The organism is Mycobacterium paraffinicum (assembly GCF_001907675.1).
GTDB lineage: Bacteria > Actinomycetota > Actinomycetes > Mycobacteriales > Mycobacteriaceae > Mycobacterium > Mycobacterium paraffinicum_A.
This window is the reverse complement of the sequence record NZ_MPNT01000010.1, coordinates 40,029-54,295: the sequence shown is the minus strand read 5'-3', so window position 1 is coordinate 54,295 and position 14,267 is coordinate 40,029. Positions and strand designations below refer to the sequence as shown.

15 protein-coding genes and 1 pseudogene are annotated in these 14,267 nt (G+C 67.2%); 8 read left to right on the top strand and 8 right to left on the bottom strand.

Annotation, left to right across the window (positions count from 1 at the left end):
* Positions 1-53 precede the first annotated feature (53 nt).
* Both BRW65_RS12955 and BRW65_RS12950 read right to left on the bottom strand, forming a co-directional pair.
* The gene (locus BRW65_RS12955) at positions 54-1,061 is read right to left on the bottom strand and encodes a dihydrodipicolinate synthase family protein (RefSeq protein WP_073875184.1); all 1,008 of its coding nucleotides are present in this window, start codon (positions 1,059-1,061) and stop codon (positions 54-56) included.
* Positions 1,062-1,107: 46 nt separating this feature from the next.
* Positions 1,108-1,312: pseudogene (locus BRW65_RS12950) on the bottom strand (SDR family oxidoreductase); the annotation flags it as partial.
* Positions 1,313-1,538: 226 nt separating this feature from the next.
* Between BRW65_RS12950 and BRW65_RS12945 the strand changes: the two are divergent.
* Entirely contained in the window at positions 1,539-2,351 is an 813-nt protein-coding gene (locus BRW65_RS12945; protein ID WP_073875182.1) for a TetR/AcrR family transcriptional regulator, read from the top strand.
* A 20-nt stretch (positions 2,352-2,371) separates the two neighbouring features.
* Here BRW65_RS12945 and BRW65_RS12940 read toward each other — a convergent pair whose 3' ends face one another.
* A complete protein-coding gene (locus BRW65_RS12940) occupies positions 2,372-3,271 on the bottom strand; it encodes an enoyl-CoA hydratase/isomerase family protein (RefSeq protein WP_073875180.1) in 900 nt (299 codons plus the stop codon).
* A complete protein-coding gene (locus BRW65_RS12935) occupies positions 3,246-3,974 on the bottom strand; it encodes a hypothetical protein (RefSeq protein WP_073875178.1) in 729 nt (242 codons plus the stop codon). Before BRW65_RS12935 ends, BRW65_RS12940 begins: the two co-directional genes overlap by 26 nt.
* Positions 3,975-4,107: 133 nt before the next feature.
* Between BRW65_RS12935 and BRW65_RS12930 the strand changes: the two genes are divergently transcribed.
* From BRW65_RS12930 to BRW65_RS12905, 6 genes are read left to right on the top strand one after another with little or no spacing between them, the layout of a single operon-like run.
* Positions 4,108-4,920 carry an enoyl-CoA hydratase/isomerase family protein gene (locus BRW65_RS12930; protein WP_073875175.1) on the top strand — a complete coding sequence of 271 codons (813 nt, stop codon included), beginning with the start codon at positions 4,108-4,110 and terminating at the stop codon, positions 4,918-4,920.
* A 9-nt stretch (positions 4,921-4,929) separates the two neighbouring features.
* A complete protein-coding gene (locus BRW65_RS12925; protein ID WP_073875173.1) occupies positions 4,930-5,742 on the top strand; it encodes an enoyl-CoA hydratase/isomerase family protein in 813 nt (270 codons plus the stop codon).
* On the top strand, positions 5,733-6,530 hold the full coding sequence (locus BRW65_RS12920) for an enoyl-CoA hydratase/isomerase family protein (RefSeq protein ID WP_073875171.1): 798 nt from the start codon (positions 5,733-5,735) through the stop codon (positions 6,528-6,530). The genes BRW65_RS12925 and BRW65_RS12920 overlap by 10 nt, the downstream gene beginning before the upstream one ends.
* Positions 6,530-8,020, top strand: a complete 1,491-nt coding sequence (locus BRW65_RS12915) for a class I adenylate-forming enzyme family protein (RefSeq protein ID WP_073875169.1) — start codon at positions 6,530-6,532, stop codon at positions 8,018-8,020. The genes BRW65_RS12920 and BRW65_RS12915 overlap by 1 nt, the downstream gene beginning before the upstream one ends.
* Complete coding sequence (locus BRW65_RS12910) at positions 8,010-9,614, top strand: class I adenylate-forming enzyme family protein (protein ID WP_073875167.1); 1,605 nt, start codon at positions 8,010-8,012, stop codon at positions 9,612-9,614. Before BRW65_RS12915 ends, BRW65_RS12910 begins: the two co-directional genes overlap by 11 nt.
* Positions 9,607-11,157, top strand: a complete 1,551-nt coding sequence (locus tag BRW65_RS12905) for a class I adenylate-forming enzyme family protein (RefSeq protein ID WP_073875165.1) — start codon at positions 9,607-9,609, stop codon at positions 11,155-11,157. The genes BRW65_RS12910 and BRW65_RS12905 overlap by 8 nt, the downstream gene beginning before the upstream one ends.
* Here BRW65_RS12905 and BRW65_RS12900 read toward each other — a convergent pair.
* Positions 11,131-11,439, bottom strand: coding sequence for a hypothetical protein (locus BRW65_RS12900; RefSeq protein ID WP_073875163.1), 309 nt, complete (start codon positions 11,437-11,439; stop codon positions 11,131-11,133). The two genes, BRW65_RS12905 and BRW65_RS12900, sit on opposite strands and share 27 nt — an antisense overlap.
* A complete protein-coding gene (locus BRW65_RS12895; protein ID WP_073875392.1) occupies positions 11,440-12,096 on the bottom strand; it encodes a DJ-1/PfpI family protein in 657 nt (218 codons plus the stop codon).
* Positions 12,097-12,171: 75 nt separating this feature from the next.
* Between BRW65_RS12895 and BRW65_RS12890 the strand changes: the two genes are divergently transcribed.
* Complete coding sequence (locus tag BRW65_RS12890; protein WP_073875161.1) at positions 12,172-13,146, top strand: GlxA family transcriptional regulator; 975 nt, start codon at positions 12,172-12,174, stop codon at positions 13,144-13,146.
* On the opposite strand, the gene BRW65_RS12885 is transcribed toward BRW65_RS12890, so the two are convergent.
* Both BRW65_RS12885 and BRW65_RS12880 read right to left on the bottom strand, forming a co-directional pair.
* A complete protein-coding gene (locus BRW65_RS12885) occupies positions 13,143-13,496 on the bottom strand; it encodes a hypothetical protein (RefSeq protein WP_073875159.1) in 354 nt (117 codons plus the stop codon). The two genes, BRW65_RS12890 and BRW65_RS12885, sit on opposite strands and share 4 nt — an antisense overlap.
* A 77-nt stretch (positions 13,497-13,573) precedes the next feature.
* Positions 13,574-14,266: a GntR family transcriptional regulator gene (locus tag BRW65_RS12880; RefSeq protein WP_073875157.1), complete on the bottom strand. Its 693-nt coding sequence runs from the start codon at positions 14,264-14,266 to the stop codon at positions 13,574-13,576.
* Position 14,267 lies beyond the last annotated feature (1 nt).

Genomic DNA, 14,267 nt, shown 5'->3' with positions numbered 1-14,267 from the left:
GGCCGGGCCCTTGCTCGCCAGTCGGCCTGGGACGCAGGCCTTTTGCCGAGCCGCTACGCTTGGACGAGCCCGAGGCGGCGATACGCCTCCTCGATCTGCGACTTGGCTTCTGGCGGCAGCTCCGCTTGGGGCGGGCGCGAATGCGGGTAGGCGCCGGTCGGCAATCCGAGTAGCGAGGCGGCGTACTTGAACGCGCCGCCCCAATGCGTGAAATAGTCGGGCCGCCCGGGATAGCACGTCCACCAAGATCCGACGTCGAGGTCGAAGCGGTCCAGGCCCGACTCGCGGCCGAAGTCCATCGCCTCCAGCAGTTTGTCGCTTTGCACCAAATCCCAGTACTCGGAAAACAATCTCCGCTGCGGCGTCTCGAACAGGTAGCCCGTGGTGCCTAGCTGCGCGGGGCACACGATCCCGTCACGCAGCCAACCCGCGCGGTACACCGTCTTGTCGCACTCCCACAGCACCAGGCCGGGCGCCAGCTCGTGCAGCAGGCGGCTGCTCGCCGGCCGGAAGGCGCCCTCCTTGGTGGCGCACACCGCCGGCACCTCGTCGTAGATCCGCGCGCTTTCAGCTGCAGTCAGCACATAGCCGGAAGACGGCGAGTTGAACATGCCCAGGGCGATGTCGGTGCGCGAGGCGATGTATTTGAAGAACCGCAGCACACCCTCGCCGCCGTGCACCTCCATCATGGGTGTCTGGATGTAGACGATGTCGGCGCCCGCCTCCTGGGCATGCAGCGTCAGGTCCAGGCAGTCCTTCGCCGAGAGGGCCGCCGTGCACGCTTGCACGACGACGTCGGGGTTGGCGGCGCGCCCCTCTTCGATTGCGACCTCCAGCAAGCGCTTTCGCTCGTCGAGGGTCAACGACCAGAATTCGGAGAGCCCGCTGGTGCACCACAACATCGGATGACCGAGGTCGCCCACGCAGTAGCGGACCAGCGTCCGATATGCCTCCCAGTCGATGTCGTCTCCGTCCGGGCCGCAGAACGGCGTGTAGAGGGAGTCGCCTATTCCCCGGAGTGCCCCGCGCGCCCAGGCGCGCGCCTCGCTTGCCGTCGCCACGGTCCACCCCTTCTTCTCTAGCCGAGCTTCTTTTAGATCCAGGCGGTCAGGTGAAGTCCGAACCGCCGTCGACGTTGATGTTGACCCCGGTCATGTACGAGTTGCGCCACGACGCGAGGAAGGCGACCACCGGCCCGACCTCCTCCGGCAGGCCTGCCCCGGGGCATGTGCGCCAGGTGGCCAAAGTGCTTGGCCATGGTCTCCATCAGCGCGTAGGGGTCGTCAACCGTTGCGGCATTCGCCGGGCCTAAATCCATGGCAATTCCCGTGGCTCAGTGGGTGACTCGTTCAATGGCTTGTGCGCGGTCATCTTCGCCCGTCCAGCCTTGTTACCAAAAAGCCTACGATAGGTATTACAGTAGCAGATGGAAAAGCGTTCGGAAGCCCGGTTGACGGCCATCGTCGAACGGCGACACGCCTACGTATGCGCAGGTGAGTTGGCGCGGCTCTCCGACCGCATGCACAGGATACATCGTGATGGAGGTGCCCGTAGTGGCAAAGCAGGCCACCGCCGACAAGCGTCAGCGACGCGAACGCGGATCCATCAATCCCGATGACATCATCAGTGGCGCATTCGAACTCGCGGAGCAAGTCTCGATCGACAACTTGAGTATGCCGCTACTAGGCAAACATCTCGGCGTCGGCGTCACCAGTATCTACTGGTACTTCCGCAAGAAGGACGACCTACTCAACGCGATGACCGATCGCGCGTTGAGCAAGTATGTCTTCGCCACTCCCTACGTCGAGGCCAGCGACTGGCGCGAGACGTTGCGCAACCATGCGCGCCTGATGCGGAAGACCTTCATGGGCAACCCAATTCTGTGCGACCTGATTTTGATTCGGGCCGCGCTCAGCCCGAAGGCGGCACGGCTGGGCGCCGAGGAGATGGAGAAGGCCGTCGCCAACCTCGTCGAAGCCGGCCTGTCGCCCGAGGATGCCTTCGACACCTACTCGGCGGTTTCGGTGCACGTACGCGGATCGGTGGTGCTGCAGCGGCTGTACGAAAAGAACCAATCCTCCGGTGAGGGCGCGCGCGCCATCGAGGACGCCGTCGCCATCGACCCGGAGAAGACCCCGCTGCTGGCGCAGGTGAGCGGGATCGGTCACCGGATCGGCGCCCCAGACGAGACCAATTTCGAATACGGCCTCGGTTGCATCCTCGATCACGCCAGTCGGTTGATCGAGGAGGGCAAGGGGGCGAAAAGCGGAAAGGTGGCGCCGTCACGGACGCGCAAGGCCGCCAAGGCGCCCGGGTCGCGGGCGCGGACCAAGGCCCCCGTCGCGCGTTAGCCCGACACCGAATCGGCTTGTTAAACCTCCGGTTCGGGCACGTCGAAGTATTCGTCGCGGAGCCGGAACGCTTCCTTGGTTCCGTGCTGCGCGCGGGTCTTGACGAAGTTGAACTCGTCCGGGCCGAATTGCAGGTTGGTGCCGAAGGCGTGGAAGAGGTAGCTGGCGACTTCCTCGCCCTGGTATGCCTGACTCTGTTCGACCAGACGGAAAGCCTCCTTGGCGATAACCACCCCGTCGGCGGGCATCTTTGCCGCCTTCTCGGCCCAATATTGCGCCCGGGCGGGCACGGCGGCGGAATCGCATGTGTCGGTGAAGATTCCGAGATGCTCAAGCTGGCCTGCCTCGATGACGTCCCCGGTCAGCAGCAGCCGCCGGGCGAGCACCGGTCCCAGTCGATGGAAGAACATGTGCAGGCTGCCGAGCGCCGGGCCGAGGAAGCGGGTCGCCGGCATCCCGATCTTCGTGTCGCGCGCAATCACGGAGATGTCGGTCATCAGCGCCATCTCGAAGCCGCCGCCGAGCGCATAGCCGGCGATCTCGCCCACCGTGACTTTGGGGAAGCCCATGAAGTTGTGGTAGAAGGCAAAAGACTTGCGGTCGACGGTGAGTCGCCGGCGCTGACTGGGGCGGCGCTTGGCCGGCGGGTCGCCGCCGTCCCCTTGGCCTTGCTTGCCGTACCAGCCATAGGCATTGTTCATGTCTGCCCCGGCGGAGAAGACGCCACCGGCACCGCGCAACAGCACCACCGTCAGGTCGTCGTCCTCGGCTACTTGGTCCAGACAGCGGGCGACGGCCTCGCGCATCGCGGCGTCATACGAATTGCGTTGCGCCGGATTGTTCAGCGTGATCGTTGCGATGCGGCGGTCGTGGTCGACCTCGAACAGCACACGATCATCCGAGGCGTTCGGGCTGCTCATTATCGGATTCCTTTCGCCGCTTGCCGAATTGAAACCCGGCGAGCTTTTCCGGCGGTGACGCCAACGTGTTCACCTCGCCGGTGCAGAGCACTTCGTCGTCGAGCAGGAGCCGCGCCGTCGAGATGATGCCGCGTTCGATCTGCGAGCGAGCGATGTCGAACCGCAGCTCGGTCAACACCGGCGTCGGCCGGCGAAACGTCACCCCGAGCGACCGGGTTTTCCCGGACAGGCCGGTGACGCAATTGTGGTGCTGAATGACGCAGTCGAAGAAAACGCCCAGAAAGCCTCCGTGCACCAACCCCGGTGGACCCTCGTAGACCAGGGGAAAGTTGATTCGCCCGGTCGCCTTGTCGGCATCGAGGTCGTCGAACCGGTATTCCGGAAAGCAAGGGTTGTAGGCACCGATGTCAGTGGCATGGTTGAGATAGACGCGCCGGGGATCATCGGGGAGCTCACCGATCCGTGGCGCGTTGTCCTTCGGCGCCAGGGCGGACAGCTCGCGCTCCCACTCCGCGAACTTCGCCAGCATGGTGTCGACCGAGGGATGGGGATGTTCGAGTGAGACCAGCAGTGAGCTCAGGCGACGCATGGCGCCGGCGGCGGCCACGGTCTGGGCCAGGGGCCGCTCGCCGAACCTGGCGTCGCCGGCGCGCGTCGACTCGGGTGAGACTGGCCGCCGGGCTGCGCCCTCCTGCAAGGCCATGCTTCATCTCTTTTCGCTTGGGTTTCCGGCCCGGCTATTTCCGGCGGAAGCGTACCCTGCTAACTTATACAGCGTATCAATCGTATTCCCTACTGTATGGGTAACCGTATCGGCAGAAAGGCCGGATCCGACGGTGAGTCAGGGGGCCGACGCGGCCGGTGCCGACGGTTCGGTGACAGTGCACCGGGACGGCGCGGTGTTGCGGATGGCGCTTGATCGGCCATCGCGGCGTAACTCGTTGAGCGACACTATGATTGGGCATTTGGTCGATGCGCTGACGGCCGCCGCCGTCGACGATTCACTTAGGGCAATCCACATCCGGGGCGGCGATGACTTCTGCGCCGGCGTGGACTGGGTCGCCACCAACGACCGGCAGCGGCCCCGTACCGGCGATCTGGTGCGCCGGATCCCCCATGGCGCCCACCGAGTGATCGAACTCGTCGCGAGCGTCCAGTTGCCGGTGCTGTGCAGCGTGCGGGGATGGGCCGCGGGGTTCGGCTGCAACCTCGCGCTGGCCGCCGACTTCACCATCGCCGCCACCGACGCGGTGTTCTGGGAGCCCTTCATCGACCGCGGCTTCAGCCCCGATTCGGGCGCCACCTGGCTGCTGCCCAGGCTGGTCGGCGTCGCCCGTGCCAGGCGAATGCTGTTGCTGGGCGAGAAGGTCAGCGCCGTCGACGCGGCGGACTGGGGATTGATCCACCAGGCGGTGAGTCCCGGTGGGCTCGACGCCGCCGCCGATGAGTTGCTTGAGCGCCTGGCCTCCGGGCCGACGGCGGCGATGGGGTTGGCCAAGCAGGCGCTGAGCTTCGGCCAGCACGCGACGCTAAGCGAATCGATGACCCAGGAGCTCTTCAACCTCGAACTCTCCTGCCGAACAGCAGATTTCAAGGAGGGCTTGGAAGCCTTCCGCCAACGGCGCGCGCCGAAGTTCCAGGGCAGATGAGGGAGCAGGATGCCTACTGACTCGTTCGACACCATCACCTACGAGGTCGACGGGCACACCGCCACCATCACGCTGAACCGCCCCGATGCCCTCAACGCGCTCAGTCCGCACATGATCACCGAACTGCGGGCCGCATACGACGAGGCCGAGAGCGACGACAAGGTGTGGCTGACCATCGTGACCGGCACGGGCCGCGCGTTCTGCACGGGCGCCGACGTCAAAACCATCCCCGAAGACGGCAAGGTGATCTACGAGCGCCCGTACCTGTCGACCTACGACCAATGGGAGGCGCCGCAGGAGGGCACCCCGCCGTTCCGCACGGCCGCCAAGCCCGTGCTTACCGCGGTCAACGGGTTGTGCTGCGGCGCCGGTATGGACTGGGTAACCACGTCGGACATCGTAATCGCCTCGGAACAAGCCACTTTCTTCGATCCACATGTGAGCATCGGGTTGGTGGCCGGACGCGAGATGGTGCGGGTGTCGCGCGTTCTGCCCCGCTCGATCGCCTTGCGAATGGCGTTGATGGGCAAGCACGAGCGGATGGGCGCACAACGCGCCTACGAGCTCGGCCTGATCAGCGAGGTCGTGGAGCACGACCGTCTTCTGGAGCGGGCGCGCGAGATCGCCGAGATCGTCAACTCCAATGCGCCACTGGCGGTCCGGGGAACTCGGCTGGCCATCGTCAAGGGCCTCAATGTGCCGCTGCACGAGGCCGAGATCATGGCCGAGACGTTCCGCGAGCGCGTGTTGCGCACCGAGGACGCGGCCGAAGGGCCGAAGGCCTTCATGGAGAAACGCAAGCCGGATTGGCAATGTCGATGACGTTCGAAACCATCCTGCTCGAGGTCGACGAGACCGACCGGGTCGCGACGATCACGCTGAACCGGCCGGGCCAGCTGAACGCGTTCAACCGCACCATGTGTGAGGAGATGGCCCACGCCTGGCGCACGGTCAAACTCGACGACTCGGTGAACGCGGTGGTGCTGAGGGCGGCCGGCGATCGTGCGTTCAGCGCCGGGCTGGATATCAAGACGCCATACGGGCAACCCGAAAACGTCTGGAATCACGAAGATCCCGGCGAGTCGCTCAGCCCCAAGTGGCAGAAGATGTGGAAGCCGGTCGTGTGCGCCGTTCAGGGCATGTGCACCGCTGGCGCGTTCTACTTCATCAACGAATCGGACGTGGTCATCTGCTCCGAGGACGCCACGTTCTTCGACTCGCACGTATCGGCCGGCCTGGTCTGCGCCTTGGAACCGATCGGGTTGATGAGGCGCATCGGCTTGGGCGAGACACTGCGCATCGCGCTGATGGGTAACGACGAACGGGTCGGCGCCGCAACCGCCCTACGGATCGGGATGGTCTCGGAGGTAGTCGCCGCCGACCGGCTTTGGGACCGCGCGCACGAGATCGCCGCGACCATCGCCGCCAAGCCCCCGACCGCGACTCAGGGCACGGTGAAGGCGATCTGGGAATCGCTCGACAAGCCGTATCGGGCGGCCCTCGAGCAGGGGCTGATCTATACCCGGCTGGGCAATCCGCTCGGCACCGCCGAGCTCGCCGCCCAGCAGGCCGACGGCGAAGGTGCGGCGCGCACCCCGAAGACCCGCTGATGCCTGCCCACCCGCTCAGTCGCCGCATCGCTGATGTCCTCGGCCTGCAGCCAGCGGCGCACGCCATCGAGTATGACGGCCAATGGATCTCCTGGGCCACGGTCGGCGCCATGGCACAGCGCATCGCCTGTCTCGTCGCCGAGCGTGGGCCCGACGTCGGGATGCTGCTGCGCAACAGGCCCGGTCAGGTCGCCGCGTTTCTCGGGGTGCTACTGGGCGGCGGAACGGTCGTCGTGATCAACCCGGCTCGCGGCGACGAGCGCACCAAGACCGACATTGCCGGACTCCGGCTCTCGCTGATCGTCGGGGAAAGCGACGATCTGACCACACTGCTGCCCCCGACGAGCCACGCCACGACGGTGCCGATTTCGGGCCGGTTGGACGCCAACCCGGCCGGCCGCTCGCCGACTCCTGCTGCGTTCCAGGCCCGCCCAGGGTCCGGGGTCGCGGTACGAATGCTGACCAGCGGTACGACCGGCCCGCCCAAGAGGATCGACCTCGGCTACGACATGCTGGCGCACAGCGTGATGGGCGCCGAACCCGGCCGCGCCGCAGCGCCGACGGAGCTACGCCGCGGCGTCGCGATCGTCAACTCCCCGCTGGTGCACATCGGTGGGGTGTTCCGAGTGCTGCAATGCATCGCCGACGCGCGGCCGTTCGCCCTGCTCGAACGCTTCGAGCTGAACGCGTGGGTCGACGCGGTGCGCAGGCACCGGCCGCGGACGGTGTCGCTGGTACCCGCCGCCCTCCGAACGGTGTTGCACTCCGACGTGCCGCGGGCCGACCTGGAGAGCATCCGCGCGGTCACCTGCGGCACCGCCCCGCTGACGCCTGACGACGCCGACGCCTTCACCGCCAAATACGGCATACCCGTGCTGACCTCCTACGCCGCAATGGAATTCGGTGGCGGTGTCGCCGGCTGGACGTTGCCGGATTACCAACGGCATTGGGCCACCAAACGGGGCAGCGTCGGCCGCGCCAACCCGGGTGCGCAGTTGCGGGTGGTCGCGGACGACGGCACCCCGCTGGGCGCCGACCGGGTCGGTCTGCTCGAGGTCAAGCCGGGTCAGCTCGGGCCGTCGGCCCAGTGGATGCGGACCACGGACATGGCGCGCATCGACGCGGACGGCTTCGTCTGGATCGTCGGGCGCGCCGATCAGGCCATCATCCGCGGTGGGTTCAAGGTGATGCCCGACGACGTCCGCGCCGCCCTGGAGAGCCACCCGGCGGTGGCGGGCGCGGCGGTGGTCGGCCGGTCCGACGAGCGTCTCGGCGCGACGCCGGTCGCGATGGTGGAGTTGCGCGGGCCCGCATCCGTCGACGCCGACGCGCTGGTGGAATTCCTCGGAACACGGCTGGCGCGCTACGAGATTCCCAGCGAGATAGCGATCGTCGACACCATCCCGCGGACCCCGTCGGGCAAGGCCGATTTGGGCGCGGTCCAGCGCTTCTTCAGCACCGCCGCCACCCACAGTGACCATGCCCGGTGACAGCCCGACGGTCGGCGAGGTCCTGACGCGCCGGGCCCGTGCACGCGGGGAACATCCGCTGCTGATCTGCGACGGTGAACGGATCAGTTACGGCCAAGCCGAGGTCCGCTCGGCCGATCTCGCCCGCGGGCTGATCGCGGTCGGCGCGGGCAAGGGCACCCATGTCGGCCTGCTCTACCCCAACGGCGCGGATTTCGTCGTCGCGATGCTGGCGGCGGCGCGCATCGGCGCCGTGGTGGTTCCCTTTTCCACCTTCGTCACCGCCCGTGAGATGCACGAGCAGCTGCGCGACAGCGACGTCGAAATCCTGCTGAGCGCCGCATCTTTCCGCGCCCACGACTACGTGCAACGGCTCGAACAGGTGCTGTCGGACCCCGATTTCGAATCCGACTGCCGGCTCTTGGCCCCGGCCGCACCCCAACTGCGGCAGGTCGGCATCAGCTACCAGCCCGGTGCGGTGCGGCGCATCCGCGACATCGACCGGTTCTACCGGCTGGCCGACACCGTGACCCTCGAGTTGCTGGCGGCGACGCAAGATGACGTCCGGGGCTGCGATCCCCTGGCCATCGTGTACACGTCCGGCTCCAGCAGCGCCCCCAAGGGCGTCGTGCACACGCACGGCGCCCTGCTCGAGCACCAGCGCAACCTGAACGACGTTCGCGGTTTGACGGCTGAGGACAAGCTGTTCTGCAATTCGCCGTTCTTCTGGATCGGCGGCCTCGCGTTCGGATTGCTCGCCACCTTGGTCGCCGGCTCCACGCTGGTGTGCTCCAACGCGGAGGACGCCGGGAAGACGCTCGACTTGCTGGAAACCGAAAAACCCACCCTGACCAACGGTTTCAGCGCCGGGATCGCGCACCTGGCCGACCATCCGAGCTTCCCGCGCCGGGATCTGTCATCGATGCGTCGCGGCAACCTGTACCCGATCATGGCACCCGAGGTCCGACCGGCCGATCCCGAGCTCCGGCACAACATGCTGGGCATGACTGAAGCCGGCAGCGTCGTGCTGATCAGCGACGACGAAACCGATCAACCCGAGACCAGGCGCGGATCGTTCGGCAAACCCGCACCCGGCTTCGATACCAGGATCGTCGACACCGAAACCGGACTAGCGGTCGCCGCCGGCAGGGTCGGGGAGCTGTGCATCCGCGGACCGTACGTGATGCAGTGCTATTACCGACGCAGTCGCGAGGACTGCTTCGACGCCGACGGTTGGTTTCACACCGGGGATTTGGTGCGCGCCGACGCCGACGGGTTCTTCTATTACGCCGGCCGGCTCAGCACGATGATCAAGACGGCGGGCGCCAATGTCTCGGCCGACGAGGTGGAAAGGGCGATCGCCAAGGTCACCGGCGGGTTGGCGGCCCACGTCATGGGCGTCCCGGACGCGCAGCGCGGACAGCTGGTCGGTGCGGTCGTGGTCGTGCCCGACGGCGCCGCCTTCGACGAGGCGGCGCTGCGGGACGGGCTGAAGACGGAGTTGTCGGCATACAAGATCCCCCGGCGGTTCCTGGCCCTCTCGCGCGACCAGCTGCCGCTGCTCTCCAGCGGCAAAGTCGACAGGCAGCACCTGAGGAAGCTGCTCGATGCCTGACTCGACAACGATCGACGAGTTGGTGCGTTCGCGGGCCGCGCTCTATGGCGACAAGCCGATGGTGATCGACCCGACATCGCGAACCGGTTACGGTCAACTTGACGCCGCCACAAGGGATCTCGCCGCGGTGTTCGTCGAGGCCGGCGTCGGCAAGGGCACCCGGGTCGGGCTGATCATGCCCAACGGCACCCGCTGGGTGGAGGTGGCGCTCGCCCTGACCCGCATCGGCGCCGTGCTGGTTCCGTTGAGCACCCTGCTCGCCGCGGGCGAACTGGCCGCGCAACTGCGGGCCGCCGCGGTCCAGTTCTTGATCAGCGTCGAGGAGTTCCGCGGGCACCGCTATCTCGACGACCTGGCGCCGCGGACCGAGCTTCCCGCCCTGCGCCAGGTGTGGACGGCCGATCGGCTCGCCGATGCCACCGCCGGCGAACGGGCCCGCCGGCTCGTCGATGCCATGACGGGCAGGGTCACGGCAGCCGATCTGTTGGTCATCATGTTCACCTCCGGCAGCAGCGGTGCGCCGAAGGGAGTCATGCATTCTCACGGCAGCGCGCTGGGCGCCGTGCGGTCGGGTCTGGCCGCGCGCCGCATCTCCGCCGACACCCGGCTGTATCTACCGATGCCGTTCTTCTGGGTGGGCGGCTTCGGCAGCGGGATCCTGTCGACGCTGATGGCAGGCGCCACCCTGGTGACCGAGGAGACACCGCGGCCGGAGACCACGCTGCGGCTGCTGGAAGCCGAGCGCGTGACGCTGTTCCGCGGCTGGCCCGACCAGGCCGAGACGCTGGCCCGGCACGCCGCCGCGGTCGGCGCCGACCTGTCGGCCCTCCGGCCGGGGAGCCTGCAGGCGCTGCTCCCGCCCGACCGGCGGGCTCAGCCCGGCGCGCGGGCCACCTTGTTCGGCATGACCGAGGCGTTCGGCCCGTACTGCGGCTATCCCGCCGACACCGACATGCCCACGCCCGCCTGGGGCAGTTGCGGAAAGCCCTTCGCGGGCATGCAGGTTCGCATCGTCGACACCGACAGCGGTGCGTCAGTCCCGGCCGGGGCGGTGGGCATGATCCAGATTCGGGGTCCGCACACGCTGCGCGGCCTCTGCGGCCGCAGCCGAGAAGAGGTGTTCACCGTCGATGGCTTCTACCCCACCGGCGACCTGGGCCGCCTCGACGAGGGCGGCTTTCTGTTCTACCACGGGCGCTCCGACGACATGTTCAAGGTCAGCGGCGCCACCGTTTATCCCAGCGAAGTCGAACGGGCGCTGCGCACCATCCAGGGCGTCCAGAGCGCTTTTGTCACCAGCGTGCCGGGGACGACGGGCCAACGCGTGGGCGCGGCCGTGGTGTGTGACGGGGACGTGTCCGCCGATCACCTGAGTCGTTGTGCGCGAAAGCTGCTGAGCGCGTTCAAGATTCCGACGGCATGGTTGTTGTTGGAATCCGATGACGGCGTCCCGCGCGGAGGCACCGGCAAGGTGGACGCCGGCCGGCTGCGGGAGATGCTGATCGAGGCGTCCGGATCAAAGGCGGATACCGGAGACCGCTGACCGCGGTAACCGGCCCGCGCGGGAATGCCCGGCCATCCGATCCCCGTCGACCACGACGTCGAATGATAGGTTGAGCCGCATCGGTTTGGTCACCGATTGACGCCAGGTCAACCGCATGCCCTCGGCGGCCGGGCCACTCGTCAAGTCCTGCAAGGGAACTGTCTCGCCCTTGTACGTTGCCGTGCCGGCCAGCCCGTCCGGCAACTCGGCGAACGCATATCGCACCGCCAGGGTCCCGATCGGGGTTTTGATCGCCACGTCCCAGTCACCGCCGATGCCCACCTATGCCTCCACCGGTTCTCGCCCAGCCGGGCGCCACACGGTGCCCCGACGCTCGTACTCGAAGAGCCCCTCGACGGCATGCGCGATTCGCGGGCCATACCATCGGTCCAGCAGGTACAGGGCCAGATCCAGCCCCGAGGTGACGCCGCCCGCCGTGATCAGGTCTCCGTCGTCGACCACGCGCGCCGCCACCGCATGCACACCGGCGGCTTCGAGCAGCTCCAGGCCCAGGTGATGAGTCACCGCGTGGCGCCCCTCGATCAGGCCGGACATCGCCATCACCACGGACCCGCCACAGACGCCGGCCACCGTCACCTCCGGGTTGTCGAATGCCTTCCGCAACAACGGCGTCAGGTCCGTCTGTGCCGCTCGGGCCAGCAGCACCGGGATGGTCTCGACACCGTCGTCCGGGTCGCCGGCAATCGGACCGCTCGCGCCGGGCACGATCACGCAGCCGCGTTCGGACGGATCGAGCGCCGCGGCGGCGGTCAGCGCCAATCCGCGAGTGCCGCCGACGACACTGCGTGGCCCCTCGGCCGACACCAGCGTCACCGTCAGGTCGCCTCCCACGCGCTCGCTACCCGCCGCCAGGACTTCGAACGGCGCGATGACGTCGAGGGGGTCGAATCCGTCGTACAAGACGATCTGCGCGTGCATCACGTCATCGTCATCGACCGCACCCGGTAAAAACAGTGGCTGGATTGACACCATGGGCCGGTATATTGCCAACGCATGCACTCCGTCGCGATTCTGGCCGAGCCGGACGTCATCGCTTTCGACTTAGCGATCGCGATCGAGGTGTTCGGTCGCGTCTGCCTCCCGACCGGCGCGCCGGGGTACCGCGTTCGGGTTTGCGGCGCTGACCCCGTCGTGCCGGCCGGACCGGTGCGGATCGTCACCGATTACGGCCTGGCGGACCTCGCGACCGCCGACACCATCGTGGTGCCCGGGCGCAACGACGTCTCCGTGCCCGTACGAGAGGACGTGATCACGGCGCTGAAGTCCGCGCACGGCATGGGGATTCGCATCGCCTCCATCTGCAGCGGCACCTTCACAGTCGCCGCCGCCGGGATACTGAACGGCAAGCGCGCTACCACTCATTGGTCGGCCGCCGAGCTGTTTTCCGCCGTCCACCCCGACGTCGAACTCGATGCCGCCGCGCTTTACGTCGACGAGGGCCAGATCCTCACCTCGGCCGGAGCGTCCGCGGGACTTGACTTGTGCCTCCATATGGTTTCGCGCGACTACGGTTCAGCGGCGGCCGCAGATGCCGCCCGGTTAGCGGTCACGCCCCTACACCGCACCGGCGACCAGGCTCAGTTCGTCATTCGCAACCGCGCGAGGGCCGACACCGAACTCGACGCCCTGCTGGTCTGGCTCGAGAGCAACGCCCACCTACCTCTGACGCTTAGCGACATCGCCCGACAGGCCGCCACCAGCGAGCGAACCCTGAACCGGCGGTTCAAGACGGAAACGGGCCAGACGCCGATGCAGTGGGTGAACAGCGTCCGCATCAAGCACGCCGAGGAACTCCTCGAACGCAGCCCCGACAGCGTCGAAACCATCTCGCGCCGAGTCGGTTTCGCATCAGTGACCAATTTCCGCGAACAGTTCCGGCGCCTGGTGGGAGTGGCGCCGCAGAGCTATCGCAACGCCTTTCGCGACAAGAACCACGACACGCTCGCGTGCGCCGGCGAGACGCCCTAGGAGACCCGTGTCCAGGGTTGACAGTTCTGCGACTCGAAGGCCTTGACCGCCGTGTTGATGTTCGCGTACATCGGGCCGATCGAGGTATTCGTCTGAAGCACATGCTCCTTGTTCGCATCGGGCGTGCTGTAGGTGAACCACGAGCACATCGAGTCCTGGGTGGGCACGTTGTTGATCCAGACTCCGAAGGCCGATCCCGACCCGCCCGTGTGATAGAGCCCCGGTGCGATGTCGGGGCCCACGACAAAGACGCCGTTGCCGGGAATCGGGTCGAGTGGGTCGGCGACGGCCGGCGGTGCGAAAGCCATCGCGACCACGGCTACACCCAAGATGGCCGACGTGCGAATCATTCGGGGCACTGTTCCTCGCTCTATGTTGTTGCCCCCTGCCACGCAGGATATGCCGAGGCGTGTGCGGGAAACAACAGTCAGCCCGACGCCGGAGGGGTGCCCTCGACGACGACGCCACGCGCGGTGAGATGGTCGATCAGGGGGACCGCCCCCGCGGCGAGATGCCGTGACATCGCCGCACGGGCGAGCTCCTCGTCGCGCTTCTTCAGCGCCGACAGGATCCTGCGATGGTCGCGCATCGACTGTTCCGGCCAGCCCTCGATGGCGGGAAACACCGATTCCGGTGCATAGCGGGTGATCTGGGACATCAGCTGGGCCAATTTCGGGGAGTCGGCGGCGACGTTGATGGCCCGATGGAATTGATGGTTGAGTCGCACCGTCCGCTCATCGTCGTCACCGGCGTAGGCGTCTTCGAGCTCGGCCTGGATCTGTTTGAGTTCGCGCAGTTGGTCGTCGGTGATGTTGATCGCCGCCCGGGCAGCGAGTTCGCCGCCGACGTGCGCCTGCACGTTCGCGACGTCGGTGACGTCGCGCCCGGTCACCGGCAACACCATGAAACCCCGCCGGGGCCGTTGGTCGATCAGGCCTTCCGCGCGAAGGGCGAACAGCGCTTCCCGCACCGGCGTGACGCTGATGCCCAATTCGGCGGCAAGTTGATCCAGGCGGACGTAGGACCCCGCGACGTAGGCGCCGTCGAAGATCCGCTGGCGGATCAACCGCGCGACATCGTCGGAGAGTTGGGGCCGCGCGGCGAAATCCGGAACGGTCATG

Coding starts and splice junctions, on each gene's coding strand:
- BRW65_RS12945 (WP_073875182.1), top strand. CDS start 1,539: ATGGAGGTGCCCGTAGTGGCAAAGCAGGCCACCGCCGACAAGCGTCAG.
- BRW65_RS12940 (WP_073875180.1), bottom strand. CDS start 3,271: ATGAGCAGCCCGAACGCCTCGGATGATCGTGTGCTGTTCGAGGTCGAC.
- BRW65_RS12935 (WP_073875178.1), bottom strand. CDS start 3,974: ATGGCCTTGCAGGAGGGCGCAGCCCGGCGGCCAGTCTCACCCGAGTCG.
- BRW65_RS12925 (WP_073875173.1), top strand. CDS start 4,930: ATGCCTACTGACTCGTTCGACACCATCACCTACGAGGTCGACGGGCAC.
- BRW65_RS12920 (WP_073875171.1), top strand. CDS start 5,733: ATGTCGATGACGTTCGAAACCATCCTGCTCGAGGTCGACGAGACCGAC.
- BRW65_RS12915 (WP_073875169.1), top strand. CDS start 6,530: ATGCCTGCCCACCCGCTCAGTCGCCGCATCGCTGATGTCCTCGGCCTG.
- BRW65_RS12910 (WP_073875167.1), top strand. CDS start 8,010: ATGCCCGGTGACAGCCCGACGGTCGGCGAGGTCCTGACGCGCCGGGCC.
- BRW65_RS12905 (WP_073875165.1), top strand. CDS start 9,607: ATGCCTGACTCGACAACGATCGACGAGTTGGTGCGTTCGCGGGCCGCG.
- BRW65_RS12895 (WP_073875392.1), bottom strand. CDS start 12,096: ATGCACGCGCAGATCGTCTTGTACGACGGATTCGACCCCCTCGACGTC.
- BRW65_RS12890 (WP_073875161.1), top strand. CDS start 12,172: ATGCACTCCGTCGCGATTCTGGCCGAGCCGGACGTCATCGCTTTCGAC.
- BRW65_RS12885 (WP_073875159.1), bottom strand. CDS start 13,496: ATGATTCGCACGTCGGCCATCTTGGGTGTAGCCGTGGTCGCGATGGCT.
- BRW65_RS12880 (WP_073875157.1), bottom strand. CDS start 14,266: ATGACCGTTCCGGATTTCGCCGCGCGGCCCCAACTCTCCGACGATGTC.